The sequence below is a fragment of the Ktedonobacter racemifer DSM 44963 genome, assembly GCF_000178855.1.
Classification (GTDB): domain Bacteria; phylum Chloroflexota; class Ktedonobacteria; order Ktedonobacterales; family Ktedonobacteraceae; genus Ktedonobacter; species Ktedonobacter racemifer.
This window is the reverse complement of sequence record NZ_ADVG01000002.1, coordinates 2,877,759-2,902,362: the sequence shown is the minus strand read 5'-3', so window position 1 is coordinate 2,902,362 and position 24,604 is coordinate 2,877,759. Positions and strand designations below refer to the sequence as shown.

Genomic DNA, 24,604 nt, shown 5'->3' with positions numbered 1-24,604 from the left:
GAGAGTTCTACTCCTCATCGAGTAGCCAGGTGTGGTTGCGATGGCTCACTTTCCAATACCTCGCTTGTCTGACCTATAACCACCATACCCTTACTCGATAAGCTGACATCCACCAGTTTCCCCCTATGATATAGCATTATAGTCAGACCCGAGAGATGTCGAGTAAGGACGATCCCGCCTTTGCCAGCAAGTCCTTATGCTGTTCAGCAGCATCCCCTTATGGCTTTTCTGCTCTGTCCATGAGCGTGTCTCTGACGATGTTCTCTTACAAAAGAGGCATCGCTAATCCTACCTGTTCGCGCGACAGGCAGGCTCATATCGCTCCCGACAGACCAACCTGTGCTCGGCTTTGCTATCCGAAGAACACTAAACACAGTCTCCAGTGACCCTCCTGCCTACAGGAGAACTAGGAACGCTGTGCGCCTTGCTCCTGTGACAGGGCATCTACCACCGCAAACGAGCAACTGCAAAGGACATTCAAACTACTTATACACATTTGTGCACAGAATGTGGATAAGTGGATACGCACTACTGAGTCTTGAAAAAGGCGGTGATTTCATGATTTTCTTGAGCGATCTGCTCCGCCGGAGCATTGTCGATAACGACCATCGCCGCGTGGGTAGCGTGCGCGATGTCTGCGTCTCCCTTGATGAGACCTTTCCCGTGGTGACCGCGCTCGTCGTCCATCGTAGCGGCAACGGAGAAATGATGATTCCCTGGTCCCAGGTAGTCACTGTAGAGGGGCCAGAAGTACGCTTAAATGTTAATAAAGATGGTATTACACCTTATATCCCGCATACTGAAGAGCTTTTATTAAAAAGAGATATTCTTGATAAGCAGATTGTAGATACTCAGGGTTTCCGCGTTGTTAAAGTCAATGATCTTAAACTGGCTCAGATTAAACGCACCGCGCGCCTGGTTGGTGTGGATATTAGCCTGAGTGGCCTGCTGCGTCGCCTTGGCTTGCAAGCCACGATTGACCGCATCGGGCGCGTCGTTCCATTGCAGTTGCCAGAGCGAACCATTACCTGGAATTATGTTGAACCCATTCAGGTGGTGGGCGCACACACCGGTCAGCTCGCCCTGGCAGGTACCACTGCTGCAACCGTGGGGGCGGTTGGCGTTATCCCCAAGCTCCAACTCAACGTAAGTCATAACAAACTGATCGATCTCCATCCCGCCGATATCGCCGATATCCTGGAGCAGCTCGATGTTGAAGAGGCCGGAGCCATGCTGGAGCGCCTGGATATGGAGACCGCCGCCGATACCCTCAACGAGGTCGAGTATCCCTTGCAGAGCGAGCTGATCAGCGAGCTGGATCCCGAGCGTGCCTCGGATCTCCTGGAGCGCCTCGCGCCCGATGATGCCGCCGATATCCTGGCCGAGATGGCTCCGGCTGAGGCCGAGCACCTGCTCAACCTCATGCCTACTGAGGAGTCGCGCCCCATTCGCGATCTCCTGCGCTATGACGCCGAGACGGCAGGTGGTATTATGACGCCTGAGTATCTGGCGCTCTCCGAGACATCGACGGTCGAGGATGCACTGACCTACCTGCGCCAGCACTCAGAGCACCTGGAGATGGTTTACTATCTCTATGTCATTGATGAGCAGCACCATCTAAAGGGCGTGGTCTCGCTGCGGCAACTGGTTGTCGCCGAACCCACGACACGCATCGCCGATCTGAAGGACCCCGACGTCATCAAAGTGCGTGTGAATACTGACCAGGAAGAGGTGGCGCGGATCATCGCCAAGTACGACCTGCTCGGCGTGCCCGTCGTTGATGAGGAAGATCACCTTGTGGGGCTGGTCACGGTCGACGACGTCATCGACGTTATCCACGAGGAGCAAGCTGAAGATCTCTCCGATATCGTGGGCGCGGATGTGGAGGAGTCTGAAGAAGAGGAGAAGTTCTCCTGGGCAACCGCCGCGCGACGCACGATCTGGCCCATCGCCAACGTGATCGCGGGCTTTGTTCTGGCCCTGGTCCTGGCTCAGGCCTTCGCCCCCCTGCTCGCACATACCACCGCGCTTGTTAGCCTCGTAGGAAGTGTGAGCGATAATCGGCTCTCACTGGCGCTTGGAGGTCTCTTCTGCCTGGTTCCGATGCTGCTGCTCACAAGCGGGAGTGCCGGCTCACAGGCCCTGGGCATCGCTGGCTGGAACCTGCGCAGTACACGCGGTCGCGACCTGTGGAAAACGATTCTGCGCGAACTGCTGATCGGCACCTTTAGCGGCATTGTCGTGAGCATCCTGGCTGGGATCGCGGCCTTCGTGCTCTTCCATACCGCTGCCTTAAGCCTGGTAGCGGCGCTGGGCTTTGGCTTTACACAGTTGATCGCCTACTTCTGCGGCCTGGGCCTGCCCAATCTCTTGCAGCGCCTGCGCCTGCGTGGCAGTTTAATCACAGCGCCTCTACTTGATCCTGTGATCTCCGTGATTAGCCTGGGGGTCTTCCTGAGCGTGACCATTATGCTGATCGAGCGCGTCGCGCTATAGCTCTTTCCCTTTTTATAAGAGGTACAGGATGTTAGGAAGGATATGCCTGCGGCATGTCCTTCCTAACATCCTGTACCTCTTATTTTTTATTGTTCGCTGGCAGGTTCGTCAGGCTGGTCGACCTGGTAGCGCTTTCGCTTTGGCAAGGGAAGCTGCTCCCACGGAATGAGCGTATCCGTCTCCAGGCCACGCACATGCATGTTATCGTTATAGCGTATCAAGCGCCAGAAACTGGTTCCTTTACGCTCATCCTCCCGCCACTGCGTAATGGACGTATTCTGGGTAAAGAAATGAGCGGGGGGCATGGCAAAGGTGCTATAGCGAAAAAAGTAGGCGAAAGAGTTATCGATCACACCGCCATGACAGACAATGACAATACTCTTGCCAGCATGCTCCTGAGTAATGCGCTCTAAAGCTGCGGCGACGCGCAAGGAGAAGGAGGGCCAACTCTCGCCACCCGGCGCAACCGGCTTAAATGGCTGGTGCAAAAAGTCCGGACCAGGGCCATAGCGCTCGTGATATTCATCATAGGTCAGGCCATAGGCTTCGCCTTCTCGCAGTTCCTGCACCTCATCATCAAAGATAATTGGTAGCTCAAAGGCCGGGGCGATAATCTCGGCGGTCTGCCTGGCTCGTGGCAGGGTACTGGCAATCACAACGTCTGCCTGAATCTCGCGTGTAGCAATCAATCTATCGCGCAGGCGCTCGGCCTGCCTGACGCCTAATTTGGTAAGTCCATCATCGCGAATAAACTGGTGTACCTGGCTTGTGGCTTCACCATGACGAATCAGATAGAGTTGGGTGGTCATAAAAGAAGTTTTCTCCTCTTTCTTTAGCACAGCTTCGCTGAGAACTATCCCCTGGGCCTACACCATAGCTACAATATTGATTATATTGACATTGTAGCATATGCACTCTTTATCCTGCCTGCTTTCTTCGCGCTACGGCGCTAAAAAGATGATGGTGTGGGCGTCGATTGCTGCGCAATCGACGCCCACACCATCATCTTTTTAGATATCTTATCCCTAGCGCAGGAGGATCAACAGGCCCATGACCAGGGCGTAGATGACAATCGTTTCAGAAAAAACCAGGCCCAGAATGAAGTTTGTGCGGACGATGCTTCCCGACTCAGGGTTGCGCCCTAACGCCTCATAAGCGCGCCCATTAGCTAAACCCATGGCGATACCCGCGCCAATTGCTCCCAGGCCAATCGCCAGGGCGGCGGCTATTGCTTGCCACATCATGTCTCCTACCTCCTTATAGGTGGGTTATATGTTTCTCTTTTCTCTTTACACTCCAATTGTAGCGGCTTCACCGGACAGGCAACATCGTACGAATGGATGATTACTTCTCAGCCAAACGGATCTCATCCATCTATCCTGGTTTCCATACCATATTTTTTGCTATTCTATGCAAAAGAAGTAATAAAGCTAAATACACATCAGAGGAAGAACGATGAACGACGCCTCCAAACCATTGCGCCTGCTCATCGCCAGCGCACACCCGATTGTCTGCGAAGGCCTGCGCGCTATGCTTGCCGGTAGCCCGGATATTCAACTACTTGCCATCGCCACATCGCTCCCTGAGACGATACGCCTTGTAGGCGAACTCCAACCCCAGGTTCTGCTCATTGATACGTATATTCACCAGGGCGCGACGCTCAAAGCCCTCAGCATGATTCACGGCGAGTGGCCAGCCCTGGCGATTGTGGGACTCGCCATGCATGCCGATGACCCAGAGTTTCTCCTGGCCTGTCTGCAAACGGGCATGGTGACGTGCCTGCCGCTACATGCCAGCCGCACGACCCTCCACCAGGCCCTGACCGCGAGCGTCCACAAGGAGACACTCCTCCAGCACGCCCTGGTGCGGAGTTTGCTTGAGCGAATAGAAGGGGCGACACCTGTAGAGGAGAGATCGTCTGCACAGGCGCAGCGGGTGGATCTAACGGAGCGCGAGCTAGAAGTACTGACCTGTGTCGCACGTGGCCAGCGTAACAAGGAGATTGCTACCTATCTGAGTATCAGTGAGCCAACCGTCAAGACACACCTGGCAAACATCTACTTTAAATTGCAGGTTGACTCACGCGCATCAGCCGTCGCCGTCGCCATGAAGCGGGGACTTCTGTCAGAGGCAGCTTACTAACAAAGATAGGAAACTATCACGCGAGAAGGCTTAGCGGGCTTGGTGCGTTTCCCAATTTTTCAGCAGAGCCATCCCTACGCATATTTCTTATTGGCAGTTTGCCAGTACACAGTCGATGCATTCTTCGAGGGTGGTACAGCTGCATCCGCCGCCCTGCACCAGCAGGTGCTGCATGGTCTGGGCTTGATTGATAACGTTTTGTACCTCGATGAGTTTATGCTGCACCAGACCCTGCCAGTGCGCTCCAAGGGGAACTTCGCCCTGTCGCTTCTCTAATAGAGATTGAATTTCTGTAAGAGAGAAGCCAATACGCCTGGCGGTTTGCACGAACTCCAGCGTTTGCACCGTCTCTGGCGCATAACGCCTCTGACCGCTCACCCTGCGCGGCGGCGGCAGAAGGTTAATGCTTTCATAGTAACGAATCGCCGAGGTGCGCAGGCCGGTGCGCCGGGCGACTTCACCAATACTGAGTTCTTCCATGCGTCTACTCGTGTTTGATATAAACAAAGAACCGCTCATGCGAGCAGGTGAAACGGCGGTGTCCAGATTGATAATAAAAAAGACCGCTTGTGTGAGCGGGCGAAACGGCGGTGTCCTATTTTCCCGTGGGGCTGCCCCCAAAGTATCGTTGGAGCTGAAGAGCTTAACTGCCGTGTTCGGGATGGGAACGGGTGTACCCTCTTCGCAATAACCACCGGTTCGCCTGCGCATACAAGCGGTTCCGATTGACATGGTGCATAATACCATCCTCTTCGCGATTTGTCAACTCTTTTTTTGCGACTTTTCAAAAGTCATCAAATTCGTTGGCTTTCGCGCCTGCGGCGCTCAACCAGCGCTAATCAGTAGTTGATGAAGTGGTGCCCTTGGCTGCCAGGGCACCACTTCATCAACTACTGATTAGCTAAATTTTGCGCTATCGATCTTCCAGCTTCCATCGCTCTGCTGGATAATGATCCCCGTCCAGTTTTGCTCATGCGTCTGGACAACACCCTGATCATTCTCCTCTTGAACCACTAGGTGAACGGCTTCCGTCACGGTCCCATCACCATTTGGTGTCTCGCTCAGGAAGGTGATGTCCTGGTGATGCACCTTAGAGTAGCCGCTGGAGAAGCGATCATAAGATAAACTGTTTTGAAAATTGGGCGACAATTGATTATAAGCGCCTTGATAATCGCGCTGATTCAACTGGTCATAGTACGACTGTACAACGACATGCGCTTTCTGTACTGGGGTCTGTGTAGGAATCGGCGTTGGAGTTGGTGTCGATGTAGGTGTATCCGTGGGCGCGGCCGTAGGGACTGTAGTCGCCTGGCTGGCTGGTGTGGTGGTAGCGACCAGGACATTTCCCTGCTGTTGATTCCCCGATTGCCCCGTGTTGCCCTGGGATTTTTGCGCGAAGGCACCCATGACCTGCAAGCTGATAAAGATAATAGCGGCCAGCAGGGCGAGGCTCGGTAGAGCCTTCAGAACCAGTGGCCAGGCACGCTCTTGCTTCTGTTGCGGATAGATAGGCTGCTGGGGCCAGCTTCCCTGCACAGGCATACCATCCTGAGGAGTCGCCTGCCAGTAGGCCTGATTCGCAGGCGTTGGATAGGGTGGTTGGGCAGTGACGCTCTGAGGGGGTGGATAAGGCTGCTGAGGCGTCTGGAGATAACCGGCAGGGGCAGGCATGGCGTAGGGAGCGGAGCGCTGCACCAGCTCAATTCCGGCAAAGCTTGCGGGCAGCGTTGGCAGTACACCGCTTACCACGGCCTTCATCTCCGTTACCGCCTCAGAGGTATAGATCGCATCTTGTAACGCTTTGACGAAAGCTCCAGCCGTCTCATAGCGCTCCTCGCGGCTCTTAGCAGTTGCCCTGGCCAATACAGCATCCACCGCCAGCGGGACCTCGGGATTGACGCCATAGAGCGCGGGGAAGGGTTCATACAGGTGCTTATCAACGACCGCGTAATGGTTATCTCCTTTAAAAGGCACGGACCCGCTAAGCATCTGGTAAAAAATCACGCCTAGCGCGTAGATATCGACACGCGCATCAATCTCCTCGCCGCGCAACAGCTCTGGCGCCATATAGGCTGGCGTTCCCAGAATGGTTCCCTGCGAGGTCAGGGTTGCGTTATGCTCATCTTCTGCCCTGTCGTCTACCAGGCGCGCGATGCCAAAGTCGGCGAGCAAGAGCCTGCCATCAGGATAGAGTAAGAAGTTGCTTGGCTTGAGATCGCGGTGAATGACATGCTGCTGATGGGCGTAGTCCAGGGCTGAGGCGGCCTGCATCATAAAGCCCAGCGCCTGGTGCATTTCCAGCTTTCCCTGCCTTCCCAACAGACCGCTTAAGCTGCCGCCACTCACATACGGCATCACCAGGTAAGCATAGCCTTCTCCTTCACCATATGCATAAATAGGGATAATATGTACATGCTCAAGCCGGGCAATGATATCCGCTTCGCGCTGGAATCTCGCCAGAAAGTCCGCGGTCTCCTCCCCCTCAGCCTCCGAGCGCAAGATTTTAATCGCTACCAATCTCGCGGGCCGTTGCTGTTGCGCCAGGTACACGGTACTCATGCCACCCCGCCCAATGACCTTTTCGATGGTGCAATTACCTACTGTTTTGCCTAAAAAAGCGCTTTCGTTCTCCTTCATCGCACCCACCTTTATCATTCTTCCAAACGAACAATGAAAATTCCGCTTGCAAAAAGCAATGGAGCCATATTTGCATATACCTCCAGCCAATGTCCATTATAAAGTCAAATACATGATAAAGCAATTTCACACAATTCCCTATGAGGTATCTCACAGTGGATAAAGAGAATTACCAAGCGGGGCGACAAAGTGTATAATAGGTCAGAACACGAGACGAAAACCTCTCGCGCTAGCTGCCTAATTATATTGATCAATCCTATCAAGGAGTACCCAATACACATGGAGACTACGAGTAGCAGAAAATGGTCTGAGTTACTGGGCCTTCCGGTCTATGTACCCAAGCTGGGAAAGTCTCTCGGGACCGTCGTGGACTTTTTCTTTAAAGAGGGATCAAACTCTATCTATGCCCTGCGCGTCCATACACGCGTCAATGGCGATTTTGCGCTGCCAGTGCGCGGCATCAAGGCCATTGAAGTTGACAGAGTGACTATCGATAACGAGAACATGCTTATAAAGGCACTTCCCCCGCTGCCACAGAGCCAAGATCTGATCGGCATGCCCGTTGTCAGCGAGAAGGACGAGGCCCTGGGCGAGGTGAGCGAGATCAGCATCGCCCTGTATCCTCTCAACGCGATGCGCTTGAATGCTTTGGGTATCTCTACTAATGGACACAAAGCCAGGGGCATCTCCGCCGATAGCATCTTGTCCTTCACCAATGAAAAGGTGGTGGTCGAGAATCATATCGCGCGTAAGCTAAAGTAACCTTCAGAAAAGGGGGAGGGAGAGGAATGGCCATTCCTCTCCCTCCTTCTTTTTATACCCCTCGCAGGCGCTCGGCTTCGGCCTCGGCGGCGCGGGCGTCCCTCTTGCGGTAGAGCTTGCGCAGAGCCTCTGCCTTGCGCAGCCAATTATCGGGGTCATTGGGCGCGAGGCGAATGGCCGACTCGGCCGCTGCCAGAGCCTCGTTATACCGGCCCAACAGCTTGAGGATCAGGGATTTGTTATGTAGCGCGGAGACCATACGTGGATTAACCTTGAGCGCGTTATCGTAGGCGCTCAGGGCCGCGCTATAGTTCCCGAGGCGATAGAGGGCATTCCCTTTGCCATTGAGGGCTGCGGGCAGGCTGGGATTGCGGCGCAGGGCTTCTTCATATGCATTCAACGCCATGTCATAGCGCTCCATACGACTCAAGACGGTCGCCTTTCCGAGCCAGGCGGGGGCAAAGCTGGGATCAATCTGCGTCGCGCGCTCAAAGGATTCCAGCGAGCGGCGATAGTTGCCCAGCTCTTGCAGGAGCTGGCCCCTTCTCTCCCAGACCTTCACATAGTTTGGATCAAACTGGAGCGCCCGGTCATAGTTGTCAAGCGCGCTTTTAAACTTCTGCTGCGCATAGAGCACATTGCCCATGCCATAGAGCGCAGGCGCAAAGCGTGAATCGCGCTTGAGCGCCTCTTGATAGGCCTGGTAGGCTTCGCGTAAGCGCCCCATTTCGAGCAGAATCAATCCCTTGCTGTTCCAGTTGAGCGCGGAATTAGGCTCATAGCTCAGAGCCTGTTCTGACGCTTGCAGAGCCTCTTCATACTTGCGCATCTGGCGCAGGATCAGGCTCTTATTGCTCCAGGCCAGAGCCATCCTGGGATCAAAGCTCAGGGCGGTATCAAAGGCATTGAGAGCCTGCTCGGGGAGACCAAGCGCGCTCAGGGCCGCGCCCTTCCCATTCCAGGCAACGGCATTACCAGGTTCAAGCAGGATGGCACGGTCAAACGACTGCAAGGCATCGCGGTTCTGGCGCAGACGATTGAGCGCGACCCCCTTCCCATTTAAGGAGGTTACCAGATCGGGATCAAGCTGGAGTGCACGCGTAAATGACTGCAACGCCTCGCGGTGCTGACCATTTAAGGCCTGCGTCAAGCCACGCCCCTGCCAGGCCTGGGCATTGAGCGAGTCCGTTCTGATTACCTGGTCATAGAGCTTGAGAGCCTCAGGGACACGCCGCTGTGCATAGAAGGTATAGGCATCCTGTAAGAGCTGGCTCGTCTCAGGCGAGGAGGCCGTCATTGTGGACGCGAATCCTGAGGCATACGGTGTGGAGGTTGGCCCCGACATAGACGCAATGGGTTGGCTCAAGGTGCCGCTGATGCGCTGTTGATCTACATGGCGCAAGACATCCAATACCTCTTGCGCGCTCGCCGGGCGCTTCTCCGCGCTCATATCGAGCATGCGTATTAACAAAGCCTCAAGTTCGTGGGGAACCATGGGATTGAGCTGCGATGCCGGGCGGAAGAAGAAAGGTTGCTCGCTGGGATCAACGCCTGTCAGCAGGCAGTGCATTAAGGCTCCCAGGCTATAGATATCGGAGCGTGGCGTGCTTTGTGCCTTCCCATACTGCTCAGGGGCGGCGAAGCCCGGCGAACCAAGCGCAACGGTATCATGCGATTGACCGGGTTTAAAGACGCGCGCGATACCGAAGTCAATCAAGTAGATGTGATTGCCATTAACCATCACATTGGATGGCTTTAAATCACGAAAGATGATGGGTGGTTGATGGCAGTGAAGATAGTTCAATACATCACAGAGCTGTTTGCCCCAATCCAACACCTGGTCGAGTGGCAGCGGCTTACCTCCCGCCTGCTCCAAATAGTCCTCGACTGTGCGGCCCTCGATAAAGTCCATAACCAGGTAGGAGCGCTCATTCTCGCTAAAATGGTCATAGATGCGCGGTAGGTTGGGATGCAGCAGGTCCGCCAGGAGAAGAGCCTCGCGCTCAAAGGCGTCTTCCGCCTCTTGAGCAGTCGTCGAGGAGAGTCCCGCTTTACTCATCTCTTTAATCGCGATTGGACGGTTATTAAAGCGCGTATCTAATGCTTTATAGACCGCGCCCATTCCTCCCTGACCAATCAGCGCTTCAAGCTGATAACGGCCATCGAGTAGGGTTTGTTCGGGTAAAGCTCCTGTGGTGTGTCGAAATGGTAGCGCGGTGGCGCAATATTGACAGAAGCGCGCCGTCGCCGTGTTCGCCGCCCCACAGTTCTCGCAGAACTGCTCCAGTGTCGACATAAATCTCGCTACTTCTTCATTTTCAGAATAGGCTACACGCTAAATGTTCTCAATAATTTTATTTCTGGTGTCTCCAGAAATTGAGGAGGGGGGATTTTTATGGGGACACCCCATTCCCCGGCAGGAGGGAGACCCTCCTGCACCTCCCATTGCCGTCCCCTGCACCCCTGCTTTTTACTGTGTACACCACCATCATGCCAGAGTTACTCGGCAGGGGTGGTGCGCAGGGCCTCGAAGGCGCGCCAGAGTTGCATCCACTCTTCAATGCTGAGCATCTCTGCGCGCCTGTTGGCTTCGATACCTGCCTGGCTGAGGCAGGCACGCACTACCTCATTTTTATAGTGTAAGGCATGCGTCAGCGAATTGTGAAGCTGTTTGCGTTTCTCCGCGAAACCCGCCTGGACCACGCGGAAGAAGCGGTCACGCTCCTCCAGCGTCAGGAGCGTCTCGTCATTGACGTCAATGCGCAGGATGGCCGAGTCAACTTTGGGCGCAGGATAAAAGGCCTGGGCTGGCACCTTACTTACAATACGTGGCTTCCCATAAAACTGGATACTGACCCCCAGGACGCTTAAGTCGCCAGGGGCTGCGACAATACGCTGTGCCACCTCCAGCTGGACCATGACGACGAGTAGTCTGGGTGGGTTCTGGCTCTCCAGAAAGTGCCGAAAGGTGGGCGCTGTAATATAATAAGGCAAGTTCGCCACCAGTTTGTAGGGTCTGTGCTCAAAATGGTCCTGGGGATTGATAAAGAGCAGGTTACGCTCCACCAGTTCAACATTGGGCCTATCTCCTACCGTCTTCTCTAGCAGGGTGAGCATATCACGCTCTAGCTCAACCGCTACGACGCGCCGAGCCTCCTGCGCAAGCTCGCGCGTCAGGACGCCCGTTCCAGATCCTACCTCCAACACTTCTTCATTCGCGTTAATCTCAGCCGCCTCGACAATCTGCTGCAACACGCTCCGGTCAATCAGAAAATTTTGTCCAAATGCCTTATTTGGACGCATCCCATGCGCGTAGAGAAGATTTCTCAGGTCCCGCATATTCGTCAAGTCGATGGCGTCATAATTTATATTTGGCACCGCCATGGGCTGGTGTAGCTCTCTCTCTTTTACCAATGCTTTCTTTCGTCCGTTCTTACCACGTATGCCTGATTTTTGTACAGGTATTGTCAGTCACTAGCAGACCTTTTCTTTGCACCACCATTATATACTATCGGGGCTATCCTGCACTCAGGCTGAGGTACTCTCACATTTTCTACGTCAGACCACCTCTTGAGTTGCAATATACGCACGAGATAAGTGATTTTCAGCTAGCACGCTGGTTTCTTTTCTGCTCAATATCCACATATATACATACGCATCTACAAATAGAAGTACCAATATCCCCGAATTTCTACGCAAATACTCCTGATTGCGCTTTCGTTCGTTTCATAATATGAATAGTGAGCGAATTGTGCATATAAGTCAGAAAAATTCAGATAAAGCATGTGGACAGAGCTGGGGCCGCTTGCGAAGAAATAATAAAAAGATCTTAAAGCAGGAAGGATATATAACTTTATGCCAACCAATCATTCTCAAACGAATTCTAGCTCCGATTCCTTTCCTTCACGCTCCTCTCCACAGGAACGCCCGGCATGGCAACAGGAGAACGAACACGCGGAGGCCTATGGCGAGCAGCCAACACTTCCTCGCCCTCCTCTCGCGCGTCAGCCTACTTATCAACAAAGCCTGGGGCAAACAGGCATTCCCCATCCCAATGCCTCCACAGCTCCCGCACCAATAGTAAAGCCCCCTGTGCCTCTCAATCGCACCAGCCAGTTTGTCCAGCCAGGAAGCATACGAGGAGGCATACAACCAGCAGTGCCACCCCCTGTAGCCGCGTACGCCAGTAGTGGGTCCAGGCCTCTTTCTCAGCCATTGCCAGACGCATCGCAACGCCAGAGGCACACCCGTGTGCTACGCAAAAAGCGGGTACGCCTGAAGCAGTCCAGGCCAGATATGGTGGCACGCCTGCTTATGGGTGGCTCCCTGCTCTTCCTCGTTGCCCTCCTCTTCACATTTGGCGGGACCGGTATAGCATATGGCTACTATCAGATGCAGCTCTCGGCGATCAATGGTATCGCGCAGCATTCGCTTTTCCAGAACACGCATATTTATGATCGGCATGGGAAGCTACTCTACGAGCTATACGATAAACAGCTTGGGAAGGGACGCCGTACCTATGTCAGCTATCAGGATATCTCGCCCCTGCTCATCAACGCCACCGTCGCCGCGGAAGATCATACCTTCTGGAGCAATGGCGGCGTAGATCTCCAGGGCATTGGGCGCGCGCTGCTCTCCAATGCTCGCAGCGGTGGCGTACGCGAGGGCGGCAGTACCATTACGCAGCAGCTTATCAAGAATCAGTTTTTTAGTGGCAAAGAGCGCACGGTAGGCATCAAGTTTCAGGAAGCCGTTCTCGCCGCCGGGATCACCCAGCAGTATCCCAAGTGGAAGATCATGGAGATGTACCTGAACACCGTCTACTATGGAAATATCAACTATGGCGTCGAGGCGGCCGCGCGCGACTACTTTGGTCTCAAGCCAGATTGCCAGGGAAATCACTGCAAGCCAGCCGTCTCGCGCCTTACGCTGGGTCAGGCCTCGCTGCTGGCAGGTTTACCGCAGAGCCCAACCTACTACAACCCGGTCATCAACAAGGATGTTGCGCTTGAGCGTCAGCAGGTGGTCCTCAACGCCATGGTCGCGATGAAGATGATCACACCCCAACAGGCTCGCCAGGCTCGCCAGGAGACGCAGCAGAGCGATATCCAATCCTATTCCACTGGCCAGGAGATGAAGGCCCCCCACTTTGTACAATATGTCATCAACCAGCTTGAGGAGGTGTTGGGCGGCCCGGAGCAGCTTCGAGATGGAGGCTTTGACGTCTACACCACTCTGGACTATGACCTGGAGCAGAAAGTTGAAGAGATCACCTACAACAACCTCTATACCACAACATATGATCGTGGACTGGGAACCTATAACGTCTTAAGCCGCGATAAAAACGTCAATAACGCCTCGGTCGTTGTGATGGATCCCAAAACCGGCGAGATCCTTGCCATGAACGGGAGCGCCTCCTACGAGGCGAATTATCCCCAGGTGCGCGGCCAGCTCAATGGTGCGACGACGCCACGCCAGCCAGGCTCCTCTTTTAAGCCGATTGTGTACGCGACGGCCTTTGAAATGGGCTGGTATCCCGCGATGATCGTTTCTGACCACCGCACGATCTACCCGGTCGATCCGCCGGATTACTACCATCCCCAGAACTACGATGGCAACTTCCATAGCGATTATCCGATGACGGTACGCACGGCGCTGGCCAACTCTTTCAACATTCCCGCCATCGACGCGATTATGTTTACAGGCGTACACAACGTCCAGAACATGGCGGCGCGCCTGGGCATCTCAGAGGTTGTGAACCTGCCTGACTCACAGACGGGTCCCTCCATGGCCCTGGGTTCAAAAGAGGTCTCATTGCTGCATATGACCGATGCCTATGCGACCTTTGCCAATCAAGGGCTACGCATGCCCCCAGTCTCGATCCTCTCAGTCAAGAGTAACCAGGGACGCGAGCTTTATAGCTTCCATCCACGCGGCATTCGCGCGCTGCGCCCCGACGTTGCCTTTCTCATGAATGACATTCTCTCGGATCGAGTCGCCCGCTATAAAGAGTTCTATCCGGGTAATCCCCTGGAACTGAGCAGGCCAGCCGCCGCCAAAACCGGCACCACGGATAGCTTCCGCGATAACTGGACGATTGGCTATACGCCCTATCTGACGGTAGGAGTCTGGGCGGGCAATAGCGATAATGAGCAGATGTACAATGTCATTGGTATCACTGGGGCGGGTCCGATCTGGCACGATGTCATGGAGTATGCCTCGCAGCGCTATAACTTTCCGCCAGACGACTTCCCTCGTCCCGATAATGTGCATCGAGGCGCTGTCTCCGCCAACACCGGCCTGGCATATGCGGCTGGCGAGGGCGCGGTAAGCGACTGGTTTATCGATGGAACGCAGCCAACCATCCAGGGCGCCAACTACTATGTTCCACCCCTGATATGCCCGAAACCCAAAGATGATGAAGAAGGCGACAGCACCAGCAACGCGGATATACCAGAGGCATGTCTGAAAGACGGTAAGGATAGTAGCAACACAAATAAAGACGGTAGCAAGGACGGCAAAGATGGAGATACCGGGAAGAACTCGCCCGGCAGCCCGAGCGCTAGTGGAGGAAATAGCCCCAACGGCAGCCAGGCGACGCCTTCCAGCAGTACAGGCGGGAATAGCCCTACCAACAACCCGCAAATCATCGACATGACCCCGGGTCCCTAATTAAAACAGGAACATTGAATGGACAGGCGCGCCTGTCCATTCAATGTTCCTATCCCCTTACCTGCTGATGGTAAAATACTAGAATACGGACGAAGCATTCAGCCATTAAACGATACTATTTCCCGGAGGTCTATATTCTCTATGTCAGATAGATCGAACCAGGGCCAGGGCGGCGAGGAGCAGTTGCCGCCCCTGGACCCAAACTTTCGCCCCCTTACGCGCACCGAGCGGCGCAACCTATGGCTTAAAGAGTATGGCGAGCAGGATATCGCGCTCCAATTCTGGGTGAAACTTGCAGAGCAGACGGACCAGGAGTTTCCCGTGATGTTTCAGATGCATGGGCAGCTCGTCTTTGGGCAGATGATCAGCACGCTCGCCTACGCCCGCTTCCATGTCGAGCTTTATGAGGGGATGTATCGCCAGGAAGATCCCGATACAGCAGACTTCCTGCGTGAGTTCTACACCAACCTGGTTCCACCCGCCGACCAGCCTGAGATCGGACCGGCAGGACTGCCCGTACTCTATGAGTATGTGCATCTGCGCGATATCACCATCATCAGCGGGGGTCATAAAACCAAGCTGCCATACTGGCGTGGGCGCGTCAGCGCCGTCGAAGCCTTTGTCCTGGGCGCCACCACCGAATAACAAGGTTGTGTGATTTGCGGGCAATGCCCGCAAATCACAAACAAACCCATTATTCAATTTGCACGGTTGTTCCCACGGGTGCCCAGTCGTAGAGCCATTTCGCGGACTCCAGATTCATGCTTACGCAGCCATGTGAACCCTGATTGTCATCGGTCGTGCCGGGGCCAAAGGAGGAGCGCCAGGTCGCGTCATGTAAGAAGAAGCCACCATCCTTGAACGCGAGGGCATAATTGATATAGGTTGGGGGGTAGTAGTATTTTGAGTTCTTTGGCCAGGGGGAATGGAACCACGTTGGGCTGAGCTTTTGTATCACATGAAAGGTGCCAGTTGGGGTCGGAAGTTGGCTTCGACCCGTCGTTACCAGTGTATCAAAGACCTCTTTATCGCCCTCGTAAGCAGTCAATTCCTGTTGTGAGATGCTTACGACGATGCGCTTACCTTGCGTGGTCTGATCAGTATAGCCCTGGGCATAAACACGGTGTAGCGCCTGAGGCGCGAGTATGAGACTGAGCAGACAGAATAAAGCAAGTCCCCCTAGTAAAAGGGAACGTTGAAAGCTTGTTTGCATAGTATCTCCCTTTCCCATTGTGAAAGCAAATCTTTATCCACACATCCACTTCGTGCACAGCTATCAGCGCTATGCCAACCCACCACTCCATTGCAACAAGGGACAGGCTCATCTCTCAACACGGATGACCTTCTCAGACTATTTTGCACAGGTAAACCAATCTCAACAACAGAGATGGTCCTGGTCATCAGTAGCCATACTGTGCGCACCTTCAGATTCATAGCCTCTGGTGCGCACGAGGTCCAACACGCCCTGCCACTACCCTTGCTTGCTCTCACCTCCATGACTTGTTGGTCGGGAGATGTAGAGGAGATTACTAGAACAGAGATAACTGCTGAGGTGGTTCCTCGTTTTTCTTGGGTGCTACGACAACTTTGGGAGCCGCCGCGGCCATGCGTTCCGCCTCCGCCATTACCAGGGGAATCTTCTTAAAATCTTCACGAATCACGTCCTTCAGGCTGGCCTGGTGGAGACCCGCCGCCGGGTGATACATGGCGATACAGATATACCCTGCATCTTTTTTGCGCGCCCGTCCATGAATAACACTGATCTTCTCATTGCCAAAGAACTTGGCCATTGAGAAGCGTCCGAGAGTCACGATGACGCGCGGTTTCAGCGCCTCAATCTGGCGATCTAAATAATTGTTACAGGCCGCAATCTCATCGGGTTGGGGATCGCGGTTCTGCGGAGGGCGACATTTCACGACATTGGTAATAAAAACATCGGAGCGTTTGAGATTTATGCTCGCCAGGAGTTCATCGAGGAATTGTCCCGCAGGACCCACGAATGGACGTCCTTGCTGATCTTCGTGGTAACCAGGGCCTTCACCAATAAAAAGGATCTTAGCACTTGTGCTACCTTCGCCTGGTACAGCCCTCGTTCTACCCTTACAGAGATTACATTTCGAACAGGTAGAAACCTCTACGGCTACCTCTCTCAGTATCTCCTCTGACGACATGGCATATTACCCCTTTTTTAATCGTTACTAGCGTTGAGGTCCTAAGATGTCTCTATATTGTACAGATTTTTTGTGTTTTACACAACTATATTATGCATAATAGGGTCAAGAAACTACCATGTGCAAGTCGTTTCTGCCGCCTGCGGCGGCAGGGGGGAGGAAAGTTTGGGGACACCCCAAACCCCGCCAGGGGCAGCGCCCCTGGACCCCGTTCTCGCTGCCTTGCGTGCACAGTGGTGGATTAAGAACAATGCCCCTGGACCCCGTTCTCGCTGCCTTGCGTGCACAGTGATGGGTTAAGAACAATGCCCCTGGACCCCGTTCTCGCTGCCTTGCGTGCACAGTGGTGGTTAAGAGCACTATAGGCGACACGAGGTCGCCTATAGTGTTGCTGCTTATTTGAGGTTTTACCAGCGGCGATCCGTCGAACGCGGACCAAAGCCACCGTTATCGCGGCGTGGTGGACCACCTGGGCCACCTGGGCCGCTTGGGCGACTGCCACCAGGACCACCCATGGGACGGCGCTGGCCAAAGCCACGATCACCGCCGCCACCGCCACCACCATAGCTACCACGGTCTCGATCTCCATAGCCTCGACCGCCGCCACCACCGTAGCCACCACGGTCTCGATCTCCATAGCCGCCACCCATGCGACCACCAGAAGGCGGGCCTTCACGACGATCTCCATAGCCACCACGGCTCATGCCACCGCGACCCGGGCCACCGCGACCACCGCGCTCACTCTCAATCTCGGCCTGACTGGGCATCTCGCCACTCAGGGCCGCGCGACGCGAGAGGTTGACGCGTCCCTGACCATCGACCTCGATTACCATGACGGTAATCTCATCGCCGAGTGAGACAACATCTTCGGGGCGCATCACCTGGTAGTCAGCAAGCTGCGATGTGCGGACCAGGCCCTCTTTCCCGGGCAGAATCTCGACGAAGCAACCAAAGTCGACCAGGCGGCGAACCGTACCGGTATAGATGCGACCAACCTCGACCTCTTCGGTCAGGGCGCGAACCGCATCCATCGCACGCTGCATCGCCTCACCAGAGGTGGCAGCAATGTTGACGGTTCCATCGTCCTCGATATCGATCTTGGCGCCACTCTCATCCTGGATCTTACGAATCATCTTGCCGCCCGGCCCGATGACTGCACCAATCTTATCAGAATTAATCTTAATACTCTGAATACGCGGTGCATAGATCGAGAGCTCCTCGCGTGGAGCGTCGATTGCGTCCAGCATCTTCTCCATGATGAACATACGGCCTTCATGTGCCTGTTCAAGCGCCTTGGCCATCACATCATAGGTGATACCTTTGACCTTGATATCCATCTGAAGGGCGGTCACACCATCGGCGGTACCCGCGACCTTAAAGTCCATATCGCCCAGAGCATCCTCGATGCCCTGAATATCGCTGAGAACCGCCCACTTGCCTTCGCGCTCACCCTCACCGGTAATCAGACCCATGGCTACGCCAGCCACAGGCGCGTGAATGGGAACACCCGCTTCCATCAAGGCAAGGGTTGTACCACATACCGAACCCATCGAGGTTGAGCCATTGGAGGAGAGAATATCCGAGACCGCACGAATGGTATAGGGGAACTCTTCCTGTGTTGGAATGACAGGCGAGACCGCGCGCTCAGCCAGGGCACCATGACCAATCTCACGACGACCAGGGCCACGGAGTGGCTTGCTCTCACCAGTGGAATAAGGCGGGAAGTTGTAGTGGTGCATGAAGCGCTTATTATCATTGGTCCCCAGTCCATCGAGCACCTGCTCTTCTCCGGGTGAGCCAAGCGTTATCACGCTGAGCACCTGCGTCTGACCGCGGGTGAAGAGCGCCGAGCCATGCGTGCGGGGCAGGAGACCAACCTCGCAGGTAATGTTACGGATGGTCTTGGTATCGCGACCATCGGGACGTATACCCGAATCCAGAATGGTATTGCGAACGTAGGCCTTCAGCTCCTTCTCATAGAAGCCAATGATCTCCTTCAGGCGATCAGGATACTGCGTTCCCAGTTCGGTCACCAGCTCATCCTGCACCTGGCTGAGCGAGGCTGAGCGAGCCGTTTTATCAGAATTATTGACCGCGGCCTCGAAGCGTGGGCGAACGAACTCCGCCACCTTGCCCTGAAGCTCAGCATCGGGCACAGGGGCCGCGAAGGTGCGCTTGGGCTTTCCACAGACCTGGACCAGCTTCTCCTGCATCTTCACCAGATCTTGCAGGGCCTCGTGACCAACACGCAGAGCCTCCAGCATCATGTCTTCGGGCAGCTCTTTGGCGCCAGCCTCAACCATCATAATCGCGTCAGCGGTACCGGCAATTGCCAGGTCAAGCTTGCTGCGCGACATCGCGGAAGCCGGGGGATTGATCACAAACTGGTCATCGACGTAGCCAACGCGTACGGCCCCAACCGGGCCAGCGAAGGGGACATCCGAGATGGAGAGAGCGGCAGAAGCGCCAACAATACCCATAATATCGGGGTCATTTTCCTGGTCGACGGAGAGGACGGTAATCACGATCTGGACGTCGTTGCGATAACCTTTGGGGAAGAGAGGGCGAAGAGGGCGATCAGTAAGGCGGCTGGCGAGAATAGCATGCTCAGTCGCGCGACCTTCACGCTTGATAAAGCCACCGGGAATTTTACCAGCAGCATACATGCGTTCTTCAACATCTACAGTTAACGGGAAAAAGTCAATGCCTTCACGGGGTTCATCGCTGCCAACCGCGGTTGCCAGGATCACGGTGTCGCCGTATCGCACAAGTACAGCGCCACTACTCTGTTCCGCTACGCGACCGGTCTCTATACTCATGACGCGGCCACCGATAACGGCTTCTTGACGGTGAATCATATTTCCTCCGACTAATGCACCCTAATACCTAAAACGCGAAAGTGTGTTAAAGCTCCTCAGGAGGGGTCTGAAGTCTTGCCGGCCCATCTCTCGTTATAACCCGGGTGCGGATCACTGCTCTTTGAAATGTCCTTTTTTTCGCAAACATAGCTGCAACTGGCTTCCAAACATCGTCTTCGCTCTAGCAGTGCGTTGCGTGCTGATTTATTACTTGCTGTGTGGAGAATAAAACCCTCTTCTGCCTATCGTCTTCGCTCGTTCCTTCGTCTCTAGCTTCCTTCGTAAACACCAATGACACACGAACAACCTTGAGGAGTATAAAGCGACCTCGCAAACACAACCGGGAGCTTTTTATAAGATGCCTGCTTACCCAGTGGAAATAGCAACATCTGTGGGACACTCCCTATCCCTATGAACCCTTGGGAAAGGTGCAGCGGTCGGGCGAACGCAAAGGCGTACGCCAGGATTGCGCCGACCGCATTAATTGTAGCCCAACGGCTTTCGCGATACCGTTTTAGCGGCGTAGGCCCAATTTTTCGATCAGGGCGCGATAGCGTTCTGGACTTTTCTTGCTCAGATATGCAAGCAAACGCCGACGCTGACCGACCATAATTCTCAGGCCGCGGCGTGAATGGACATCATGCTTATGCACCTTGAGATGCTCAGTCAAGCTCAGAATGCGAGAAGTCAGGATAGTTACCTGAACTTCGGGCGAACCAGTATCAGCCTCATGGACGCGGGAATCAGCAATAATTTGTGATTTCTCTTCAACTGTCAAAGCCACGCTTCTAACTCACCTCCTACTAGGAAAAGTTGGGAAAGACGTAAGATCTTTCAGCATTATAACATGGATCACCGGAGGGCGCAACGAAAGGCGTCCTCCAGATCAGCTTTTGGGTTGTGTCGTTGTTGTTCGTGTTGTGTATAGGTGTATTGTATCGAAAGCTGTTCAGGAAGATCGTGTGTAGACATACAAGCTAGAGGGTTTTTCCAGCAAGATGGGGCCAGAACCTCCTTACCGGGAGGGTTGGAAAGGTTAAGAGCACGCCTTCAAAGTCGGAGAGGAGACAGGGAAGCTTCTACGTTTCCCTGTCTCGCTTCGGTATCAAAGGGGACAGTCACTTATAAGTTACTTAATGGTGACTTTCGCGCCAACCTCGGTAAGCTTCGCGGCGATGCGCTCGGCCTCTTCCTTGGAGACAGCCTCTTTAACGGGCTTAGGAGCCTCGTCGACGACAGCCTTCGCCTCTTTGAGACCCAGGCCGGTCAGCTCGCGGACAACCTTAATGACGTTAATCTTGTTGGCGCCAACCTCGGTCAGGACGGCGTCGAACTCAGTCTTCTCTTCAACAACAGGAGCAGCAGCGGCCTCGGCAGGAGCAGCGGCAACAGCCACGGCGGCGGGAGCAGCACTGACGCCCCACTTATCCTGAAGGGTCTTGCTCAGCTCGACGAGCTCAAGGACATTCAACTTTTCGATATCAGCAATAATTGTCTCAACGGACATGATCGTTCCTCCTAGATATGCACATAGATATGCATTGAATATACAGTTTTATTCGGCGGAAGCTCCACCGAGTTGATCAGCGCGACCCTGTAGGACATAGCACAGTTCGCGCATGGGAGCGCTAATTAAGCCATACACATTGGACAGCGGACCCTGAATAGTGCCCACTACCTCAGCCTTGGTCTGTTTTTTGCCACCCCTGATCTTGCCGATGCCTTCAACTTGCTCGGAAGAAAGCGTGCGGCCACCCAGGATGCCAGACTTAAGGACGACAATCTTGGAATTGCCGGTATAATCAATGACGGCCTTAGCGGCTGCTACCTCGTCGTCGAAACCGAAAGCGATGGCGGTCTGACCATTGAAGATGCTCGTATCGAGCTCATTCATGTTGTTGCGCTCGCTCGCGATACGAAGCAGGGTATTCTTCGCGATCTGGAACTCGACATTGGCGGCGCGCATCTTTTTACGCAGATCGTTCATGTCTTTGACCGAGAGACCCTGAGTTTGAACCAGGATAGCAATCGTCGCCCGACCCAGCTTAACGGTTAAATCCTCGATCATCTGAGCCTTTGCTTGCGTTGGCATGTTGCTCTCCCTCCTTTCCTAAAAAAATGTTTTATCTTTTAAGCGCCTTGCGAGATATTCGCGCGAGGCATGAAAAAAGCCTTCGGGATGCAACCGAAGGCACGAGGAGAGCCGCGTATTTCTCGGCATGAGATTCAGGCACACACGTAGCGAGTACGCATGGAGAATCGTCATGGAGACGCGCAATCCTCGGCAAGCCGATGCCAGGAGCATCATTTCAACACAGCACGTGTGCTTGCGGTCTTCGGTTGCGAAGTATCTTTTTGTCTGTTAAGGTTTGAGTGCCAGGGCAGTCGGGATATCCAGGTGAATGCTGGGCGACATCGTCGACGTAAGCACTACGCTCTTCACATAGGTGCCCTTCGCGCCAGATGGGCGGGCACGCACGACCGCGTCGATCACCGATGTAATGTTCGACATCAGCGAATCTTCGCTGAACGACAGCTTACCAGCAGGGATGTGCAGGAGCGCGGTCTTGTCGACTTTGAACTCTACGCGGCCAGCTTTGACTTCGCGGATCGTCTTAGCGAGGTCAAAAGTGATTGTACCAGCTTTTGGGCTGGGCATCAAGCCACGGGGACCAAGTTTCTTACCGAGACGGCCAACTTTACCCATGACATCGGGGGTAGCGATAGCGACGTCAAAGCCGAGCCAATCGCCCTCGATCTGCTTGATCAGGTCATCGAGACCAACAAAATCCGCGCCAGCGGTCTCGGCCTCACTGACTTTTTCGCCCTGGGCGAAAACCAACACCTTGACTTCTTTACCGGTGCCAGCGGGAAGCATCGCGACGCCGCGAACCATCTGATCAGCGTGGCGGGGATCGACGCCAAGCTTCATATGGACCTCGACGGTTGGATCGAATTTAACGTAATTTAGTTTCTTGAGGAGTTCGACAGCTTCCTTGGGCTCGTACAGCTTCTCCACTTCCAGGAGCTTGCTGACCTCCAAGTACTTCTTGCCATGCTTTTTGATTGCCATATTCTTTAAGCCCTCCTTGAGGCTACAACCGCAGTGACTTTCGGGCCAATGCTTAGGACTGCCTCTCGGAAACCTGAGCGCGAAGCGCTAGCCACGGCAGTGGCGTTGGTTTCCGCATAAGAAGCACACGATGGGTAGTGAATCGTGAACTAACCGATGGTGATACCCATGCTGCGGGCGGTACCTTCAATGGTGCGCTCGGCCGCCTCGACACTGTTTACGTTAAGGTCTACCATCTTCAACTCGGCGATCTCGCGGAGCTTCTCACGCGTAATCGAGCCGTTTTTGGTCTTATTGGGGACCGCGGAACCTTTCTCGACGCCTGCTGCACTCTTCAGCAGATAGGAGACAGGCGGAGTCTTGATCACGAATGTAAACGAGCGATCCTCATAAATGGTGATTTCAGCTGGGATAATCATGCCAGCCTTATCCTGGGTACGCGAGTTGTACTCCTTACAGAACATCATAATATTGACGCCGTGAGGACCGAGCGCTGTACCAATTGGGGGCGCAGGGTTTGCCTTGCCCGCTGGAATCTGTAGGCGAACGACAGCTTTAATACGCTTAGCCATAACCTATGTCAACTCCTCAAGAATTACCTATGAATGAACGGCCTGCTGGATTTAGCTGCCCACGAGGGGCTACCTCCTTATACGAAAACCAACACCACTCTCGCGGCTAGCGCTAGCGCGCTCAGGTTTCCGAGAGGCACCTAAATCTTCTCGACCTGTAAAAAGTCCAAAATTACAGGCGTTTCGCGACCGAAGAAAGAGACCAATACAGTGACCTTATTACGATCCATATTGAGATCACTGACCGTACCGATGAAATCCGCAAAGGGACCATCGACAACGCGAACGCTCTGACCTTTGGAAAAACTGACTTTGGCCTTGGGCTTCTCAGTCTCTTTTGTGACCTGCTTCAAGATCGTTTTGATCTCATGCTCTTGCAGGGGTACAGGCTTATTACCAGAACCGACAAAGCTCGTGACGCCGGGTGTATTTCTCACCACATACCAGGCCTCGTCGCTCATGATCATCTCCACGAGCACATAGCCAGGGAAGACCTTGCGCTGCACCGTACGGCGCTGGCCCTGCTTGATTTCAACTTCTTCCTCCATGGGCACAATGACGCGGAAAATCTTTCCACGCATATCCATGGAAGCAATACGAGCTTCAAGGTGGCTACGCACCTTGTTTTCGTAGCCGGAATAAGTATGAATCGCAAACCAGGCACGCTCTTCGGTAGTAGCACCGGCATTAGCATCTGGCTGGTCATTCTCGCTGGTATGTTCAGTAAACACGGCTCTCCCCTTCTGGTCGCCAGGTGACGAAGCTATTTACCGTTAATAAGCACAAAAATTTGATTCAAACCCAGGTCAACCAACCCCAGAAACAACCCAACCGCTAAAGAAATGACGATAACAGCGATAGTCATGTTGCGAGCTTGCTCAAAGGTGGGCCATGTCACTTTGTGGCGGAGTTCGTAATAAGAGTCAACAACAAAACCACCAAAGGCAGTATTACGGAAGCGGGCCCACGTAGAATTGCCTCTCTGCTCGCGACGCGTGGTTTTGCCACGATCACGAGTAGCTACCTTTGTTGTCACGGGTGTTTTATTGCTCTTAACTGGCTGTTCTTTCTCCCTACCGCTCACCTTCGCCTCAGCCATCTGACTCCGGCTAGTATTTCTTTTTTTCTCGGCCATCTTGTTTGCCACGTTCAGCCTTTCTCGATCAGTAGCGACTGTACATGCGTGCTAGCATAGATGCTAACCTACACATACTCTACTAT

At 54.1% G+C, this 24,604-nt stretch carries 21 protein-coding genes and 1 rRNA gene; 5 read left to right on the top strand and 17 right to left on the bottom strand.

Annotated elements, in window-relative coordinates; all coding sequences use genetic code 11:
• Positions 1–558: 558 nt before the first annotated feature.
• Positions 559–2,496, top strand: a complete 1,938-nt coding sequence (mgtE, locus tag KRAC_RS62715; RefSeq protein WP_007913427.1) for a magnesium transporter — start codon at positions 559–561, stop codon at positions 2,494–2,496.
• Between the two features lie 86 nt (positions 2,497–2,582).
• Here mgtE and KRAC_RS28855 read toward each other — a convergent pair whose 3' ends face one another.
• Together KRAC_RS28855 and KRAC_RS28850 are read right to left on the bottom strand one after the other, a co-directional pair.
• Complete coding sequence (locus KRAC_RS28855) at positions 2,583–3,305, bottom strand: histidine phosphatase family protein (RefSeq protein ID WP_007913425.1); 723 nt, start codon at positions 3,303–3,305, stop codon at positions 2,583–2,585.
• A gap of 216 nt (positions 3,306–3,521) precedes the next feature.
• Complete coding sequence (locus KRAC_RS28850; protein ID WP_007913422.1) at positions 3,522–3,740, bottom strand: ATP synthase F0 subunit C; 219 nt, start codon at positions 3,738–3,740, stop codon at positions 3,522–3,524.
• A gap of 211 nt (positions 3,741–3,951) precedes the next feature.
• Between KRAC_RS28850 and KRAC_RS28845 the strand changes: the two genes are divergently transcribed.
• On the top strand, positions 3,952–4,638 hold the full coding sequence (locus KRAC_RS28845) for a response regulator transcription factor (protein ID WP_007913420.1): 687 nt from the start codon (positions 3,952–3,954) through the stop codon (positions 4,636–4,638).
• Positions 4,639–4,725: 87 nt separating this feature from the next.
• On the opposite strand, the gene KRAC_RS28840 is transcribed toward KRAC_RS28845, so the two are convergent.
• From KRAC_RS28840 to KRAC_RS62710, 3 genes are all read right to left on the bottom strand, one after another.
• Complete coding sequence (locus KRAC_RS28840; RefSeq protein ID WP_007913419.1) at positions 4,726–5,118, bottom strand: MerR family transcriptional regulator; 393 nt, start codon at positions 5,116–5,118, stop codon at positions 4,726–4,728.
• Positions 5,119–5,220: 102 nt separating this feature from the next.
• Positions 5,221–5,337: ribosomal RNA gene (rrf, locus tag KRAC_RS28835) — 5S ribosomal RNA — on the bottom strand.
• Between the two features lie 198 nt (positions 5,338–5,535).
• Positions 5,536–7,275, bottom strand: coding sequence for a serine/threonine protein kinase (locus KRAC_RS62710; protein ID WP_007913418.1), 1,740 nt, complete (start codon positions 7,273–7,275; stop codon positions 5,536–5,538).
• A 279-nt stretch (positions 7,276–7,554) separates the two neighbouring features.
• On the opposite strand from KRAC_RS62710, the gene KRAC_RS28825 reads away from it, so the two are divergent.
• Positions 7,555–8,037, top strand: coding sequence for a PRC-barrel domain containing protein (locus KRAC_RS28825; protein WP_007913417.1), 483 nt, complete (start codon positions 7,555–7,557; stop codon positions 8,035–8,037).
• Between the two features lie 52 nt (positions 8,038–8,089).
• Here KRAC_RS28825 and KRAC_RS28820 read toward each other — a convergent pair whose 3' ends face one another.
• Positions 8,090–10,333 (bottom strand): tetratricopeptide repeat protein, encoded by a 2,244-nt coding sequence (locus tag KRAC_RS28820; RefSeq protein ID WP_007913416.1) that lies wholly within the window; start codon positions 10,331–10,333, stop codon positions 8,090–8,092.
• A 203-nt stretch (positions 10,334–10,536) separates the two neighbouring features.
• On the bottom strand, positions 10,537–11,421 hold the full coding sequence (rsmA, locus tag KRAC_RS28815) for a 16S rRNA (adenine(1518)-N(6)/adenine(1519)-N(6))-dimethyltransferase RsmA (protein WP_007913415.1): 885 nt from the start codon (positions 11,419–11,421) through the stop codon (positions 10,537–10,539).
• Positions 11,422–11,892: 471 nt separating this feature from the next.
• Here rsmA and KRAC_RS28810 point away from each other — a divergent pair, with 471 nt between their 5' ends.
• Both KRAC_RS28810 and KRAC_RS28805 read left to right on the top strand, forming a co-directional pair.
• A complete protein-coding gene (locus KRAC_RS28810) occupies positions 11,893–14,709 on the top strand; it encodes a transglycosylase domain-containing protein (protein WP_007913410.1) in 2,817 nt (938 codons plus the stop codon).
• Positions 14,710–14,850: 141 nt separating this feature from the next.
• Positions 14,851–15,354 (top strand): hypothetical protein, encoded by a 504-nt coding sequence (locus KRAC_RS28805; RefSeq protein WP_040444277.1) that lies wholly within the window; start codon positions 14,851–14,853, stop codon positions 15,352–15,354.
• 49 nt (positions 15,355–15,403) lie between these two features.
• Here the strand turns inward: KRAC_RS28805 and KRAC_RS28800 are convergent, their stop codons facing one another.
• The 10 genes from KRAC_RS28800 to secE form a co-directional block, all read right to left on the bottom strand.
• Positions 15,404–15,922, bottom strand: a complete 519-nt coding sequence (locus tag KRAC_RS28800; protein WP_007913407.1) for a L,D-transpeptidase — start codon at positions 15,920–15,922, stop codon at positions 15,404–15,406.
• 316 nt (positions 15,923–16,238) lie between these two features.
• Entirely contained in the window at positions 16,239–16,880 is a 642-nt protein-coding gene (locus tag KRAC_RS28795) for a uracil-DNA glycosylase (protein WP_007913399.1), read from the bottom strand.
• 407 nt (positions 16,881–17,287) lie between these two features.
• Entirely contained in the window at positions 17,288–19,738 is a 2,451-nt protein-coding gene (locus KRAC_RS28790) for a polyribonucleotide nucleotidyltransferase (RefSeq protein WP_007913398.1), read from the bottom strand.
• A 514-nt stretch (positions 19,739–20,252) separates the two neighbouring features.
• On the bottom strand, positions 20,253–20,522 hold the full coding sequence (rpsO, locus tag KRAC_RS28785) for a 30S ribosomal protein S15 (RefSeq protein WP_007913396.1): 270 nt from the start codon (positions 20,520–20,522) through the stop codon (positions 20,253–20,255).
• A 345-nt stretch (positions 20,523–20,867) separates the two neighbouring features.
• Positions 20,868–21,245 carry a 50S ribosomal protein L7/L12 gene (rplL, locus tag KRAC_RS28780; RefSeq protein WP_007913383.1) on the bottom strand — a complete coding sequence of 126 codons (378 nt, stop codon included), beginning with the start codon at positions 21,243–21,245 and terminating at the stop codon, positions 20,868–20,870.
• Positions 21,246–21,293: 48 nt separating this feature from the next.
• The gene (gene rplJ / locus KRAC_RS28775) at positions 21,294–21,830 is read right to left on the bottom strand and encodes a 50S ribosomal protein L10 (protein ID WP_007913382.1); all 537 of its coding nucleotides are present in this window, start codon (positions 21,828–21,830) and stop codon (positions 21,294–21,296) included.
• A gap of 270 nt (positions 21,831–22,100) precedes the next feature.
• Entirely contained in the window at positions 22,101–22,811 is a 711-nt protein-coding gene (gene rplA, locus KRAC_RS28770) for a 50S ribosomal protein L1 (protein WP_007913380.1), read from the bottom strand.
• 149 nt (positions 22,812–22,960) lie between these two features.
• Complete coding sequence (gene rplK, locus KRAC_RS28765; protein ID WP_007913378.1) at positions 22,961–23,383, bottom strand: 50S ribosomal protein L11; 423 nt, start codon at positions 23,381–23,383, stop codon at positions 22,961–22,963.
• 140 nt (positions 23,384–23,523) lie between these two features.
• Positions 23,524–24,114 (bottom strand): transcription termination/antitermination protein NusG, encoded by a 591-nt coding sequence (nusG, locus tag KRAC_RS28760; protein WP_007913376.1) that lies wholly within the window; start codon positions 24,112–24,114, stop codon positions 23,524–23,526.
• Between the two features lie 32 nt (positions 24,115–24,146).
• Positions 24,147–24,530, bottom strand: coding sequence for a preprotein translocase subunit SecE (secE, locus tag KRAC_RS69285; protein ID WP_040444271.1), 384 nt, complete (start codon positions 24,528–24,530; stop codon positions 24,147–24,149).
• Positions 24,531–24,604: the final 74 nt, after the last annotated feature.

Coding starts and splice junctions, on each gene's coding strand:
- mgtE (WP_007913427.1), top strand. CDS start 559: ATGATTTTCTTGAGCGATCTGCTCCGCCGGAGCATTGTCGATAACGAC.
- KRAC_RS28855 (WP_007913425.1), bottom strand. CDS start 3,305: ATGACCACCCAACTCTATCTGATTCGTCATGGTGAAGCCACAAGCCAG.
- KRAC_RS28850 (WP_007913422.1), bottom strand. CDS start 3,740: ATGATGTGGCAAGCAATAGCCGCCGCCCTGGCGATTGGCCTGGGAGCA.
- KRAC_RS28845 (WP_007913420.1), top strand. CDS start 3,952: ATGAACGACGCCTCCAAACCATTGCGCCTGCTCATCGCCAGCGCACAC.
- KRAC_RS28840 (WP_007913419.1), bottom strand. CDS start 5,118: ATGGAAGAACTCAGTATTGGTGAAGTCGCCCGGCGCACCGGCCTGCGC.
- KRAC_RS62710 (WP_007913418.1), bottom strand. CDS start 7,275: ATGAAGGAGAACGAAAGCGCTTTTTTAGGCAAAACAGTAGGTAATTGC.
- KRAC_RS28825 (WP_007913417.1), top strand. CDS start 7,555: ATGGAGACTACGAGTAGCAGAAAATGGTCTGAGTTACTGGGCCTTCCG.
- KRAC_RS28820 (WP_007913416.1), bottom strand. CDS start 10,333: ATGTCGACACTGGAGCAGTTCTGCGAGAACTGTGGGGCGGCGAACACG.
- rsmA (WP_007913415.1), bottom strand. CDS start 11,421: ATGGCGGTGCCAAATATAAATTATGACGCCATCGACTTGACGAATATG.
- KRAC_RS28810 (WP_007913410.1), top strand. CDS start 11,893: ATGCCAACCAATCATTCTCAAACGAATTCTAGCTCCGATTCCTTTCCT.
- KRAC_RS28805 (WP_040444277.1), top strand. CDS start 14,851: ATGTCAGATAGATCGAACCAGGGCCAGGGCGGCGAGGAGCAGTTGCCG.
- KRAC_RS28800 (WP_007913407.1), bottom strand. CDS start 15,922: ATGCAAACAAGCTTTCAACGTTCCCTTTTACTAGGGGGACTTGCTTTA.
- KRAC_RS28795 (WP_007913399.1), bottom strand. CDS start 16,880: ATGTCGTCAGAGGAGATACTGAGAGAGGTAGCCGTAGAGGTTTCTACC.
- KRAC_RS28790 (WP_007913398.1), bottom strand. CDS start 19,738: ATGATTCACCGTCAAGAAGCCGTTATCGGTGGCCGCGTCATGAGTATA.
- rplL (WP_007913383.1), bottom strand. CDS start 21,245: ATGTCCGTTGAGACAATTATTGCTGATATCGAAAAGTTGAATGTCCTT.
- rplJ (WP_007913382.1), bottom strand. CDS start 21,830: ATGCCAACGCAAGCAAAGGCTCAGATGATCGAGGATTTAACCGTTAAG.
- rplA (WP_007913380.1), bottom strand. CDS start 22,811: ATGGCAATCAAAAAGCATGGCAAGAAGTACTTGGAGGTCAGCAAGCTC.
- rplK (WP_007913378.1), bottom strand. CDS start 23,383: ATGGCTAAGCGTATTAAAGCTGTCGTTCGCCTACAGATTCCAGCGGGC.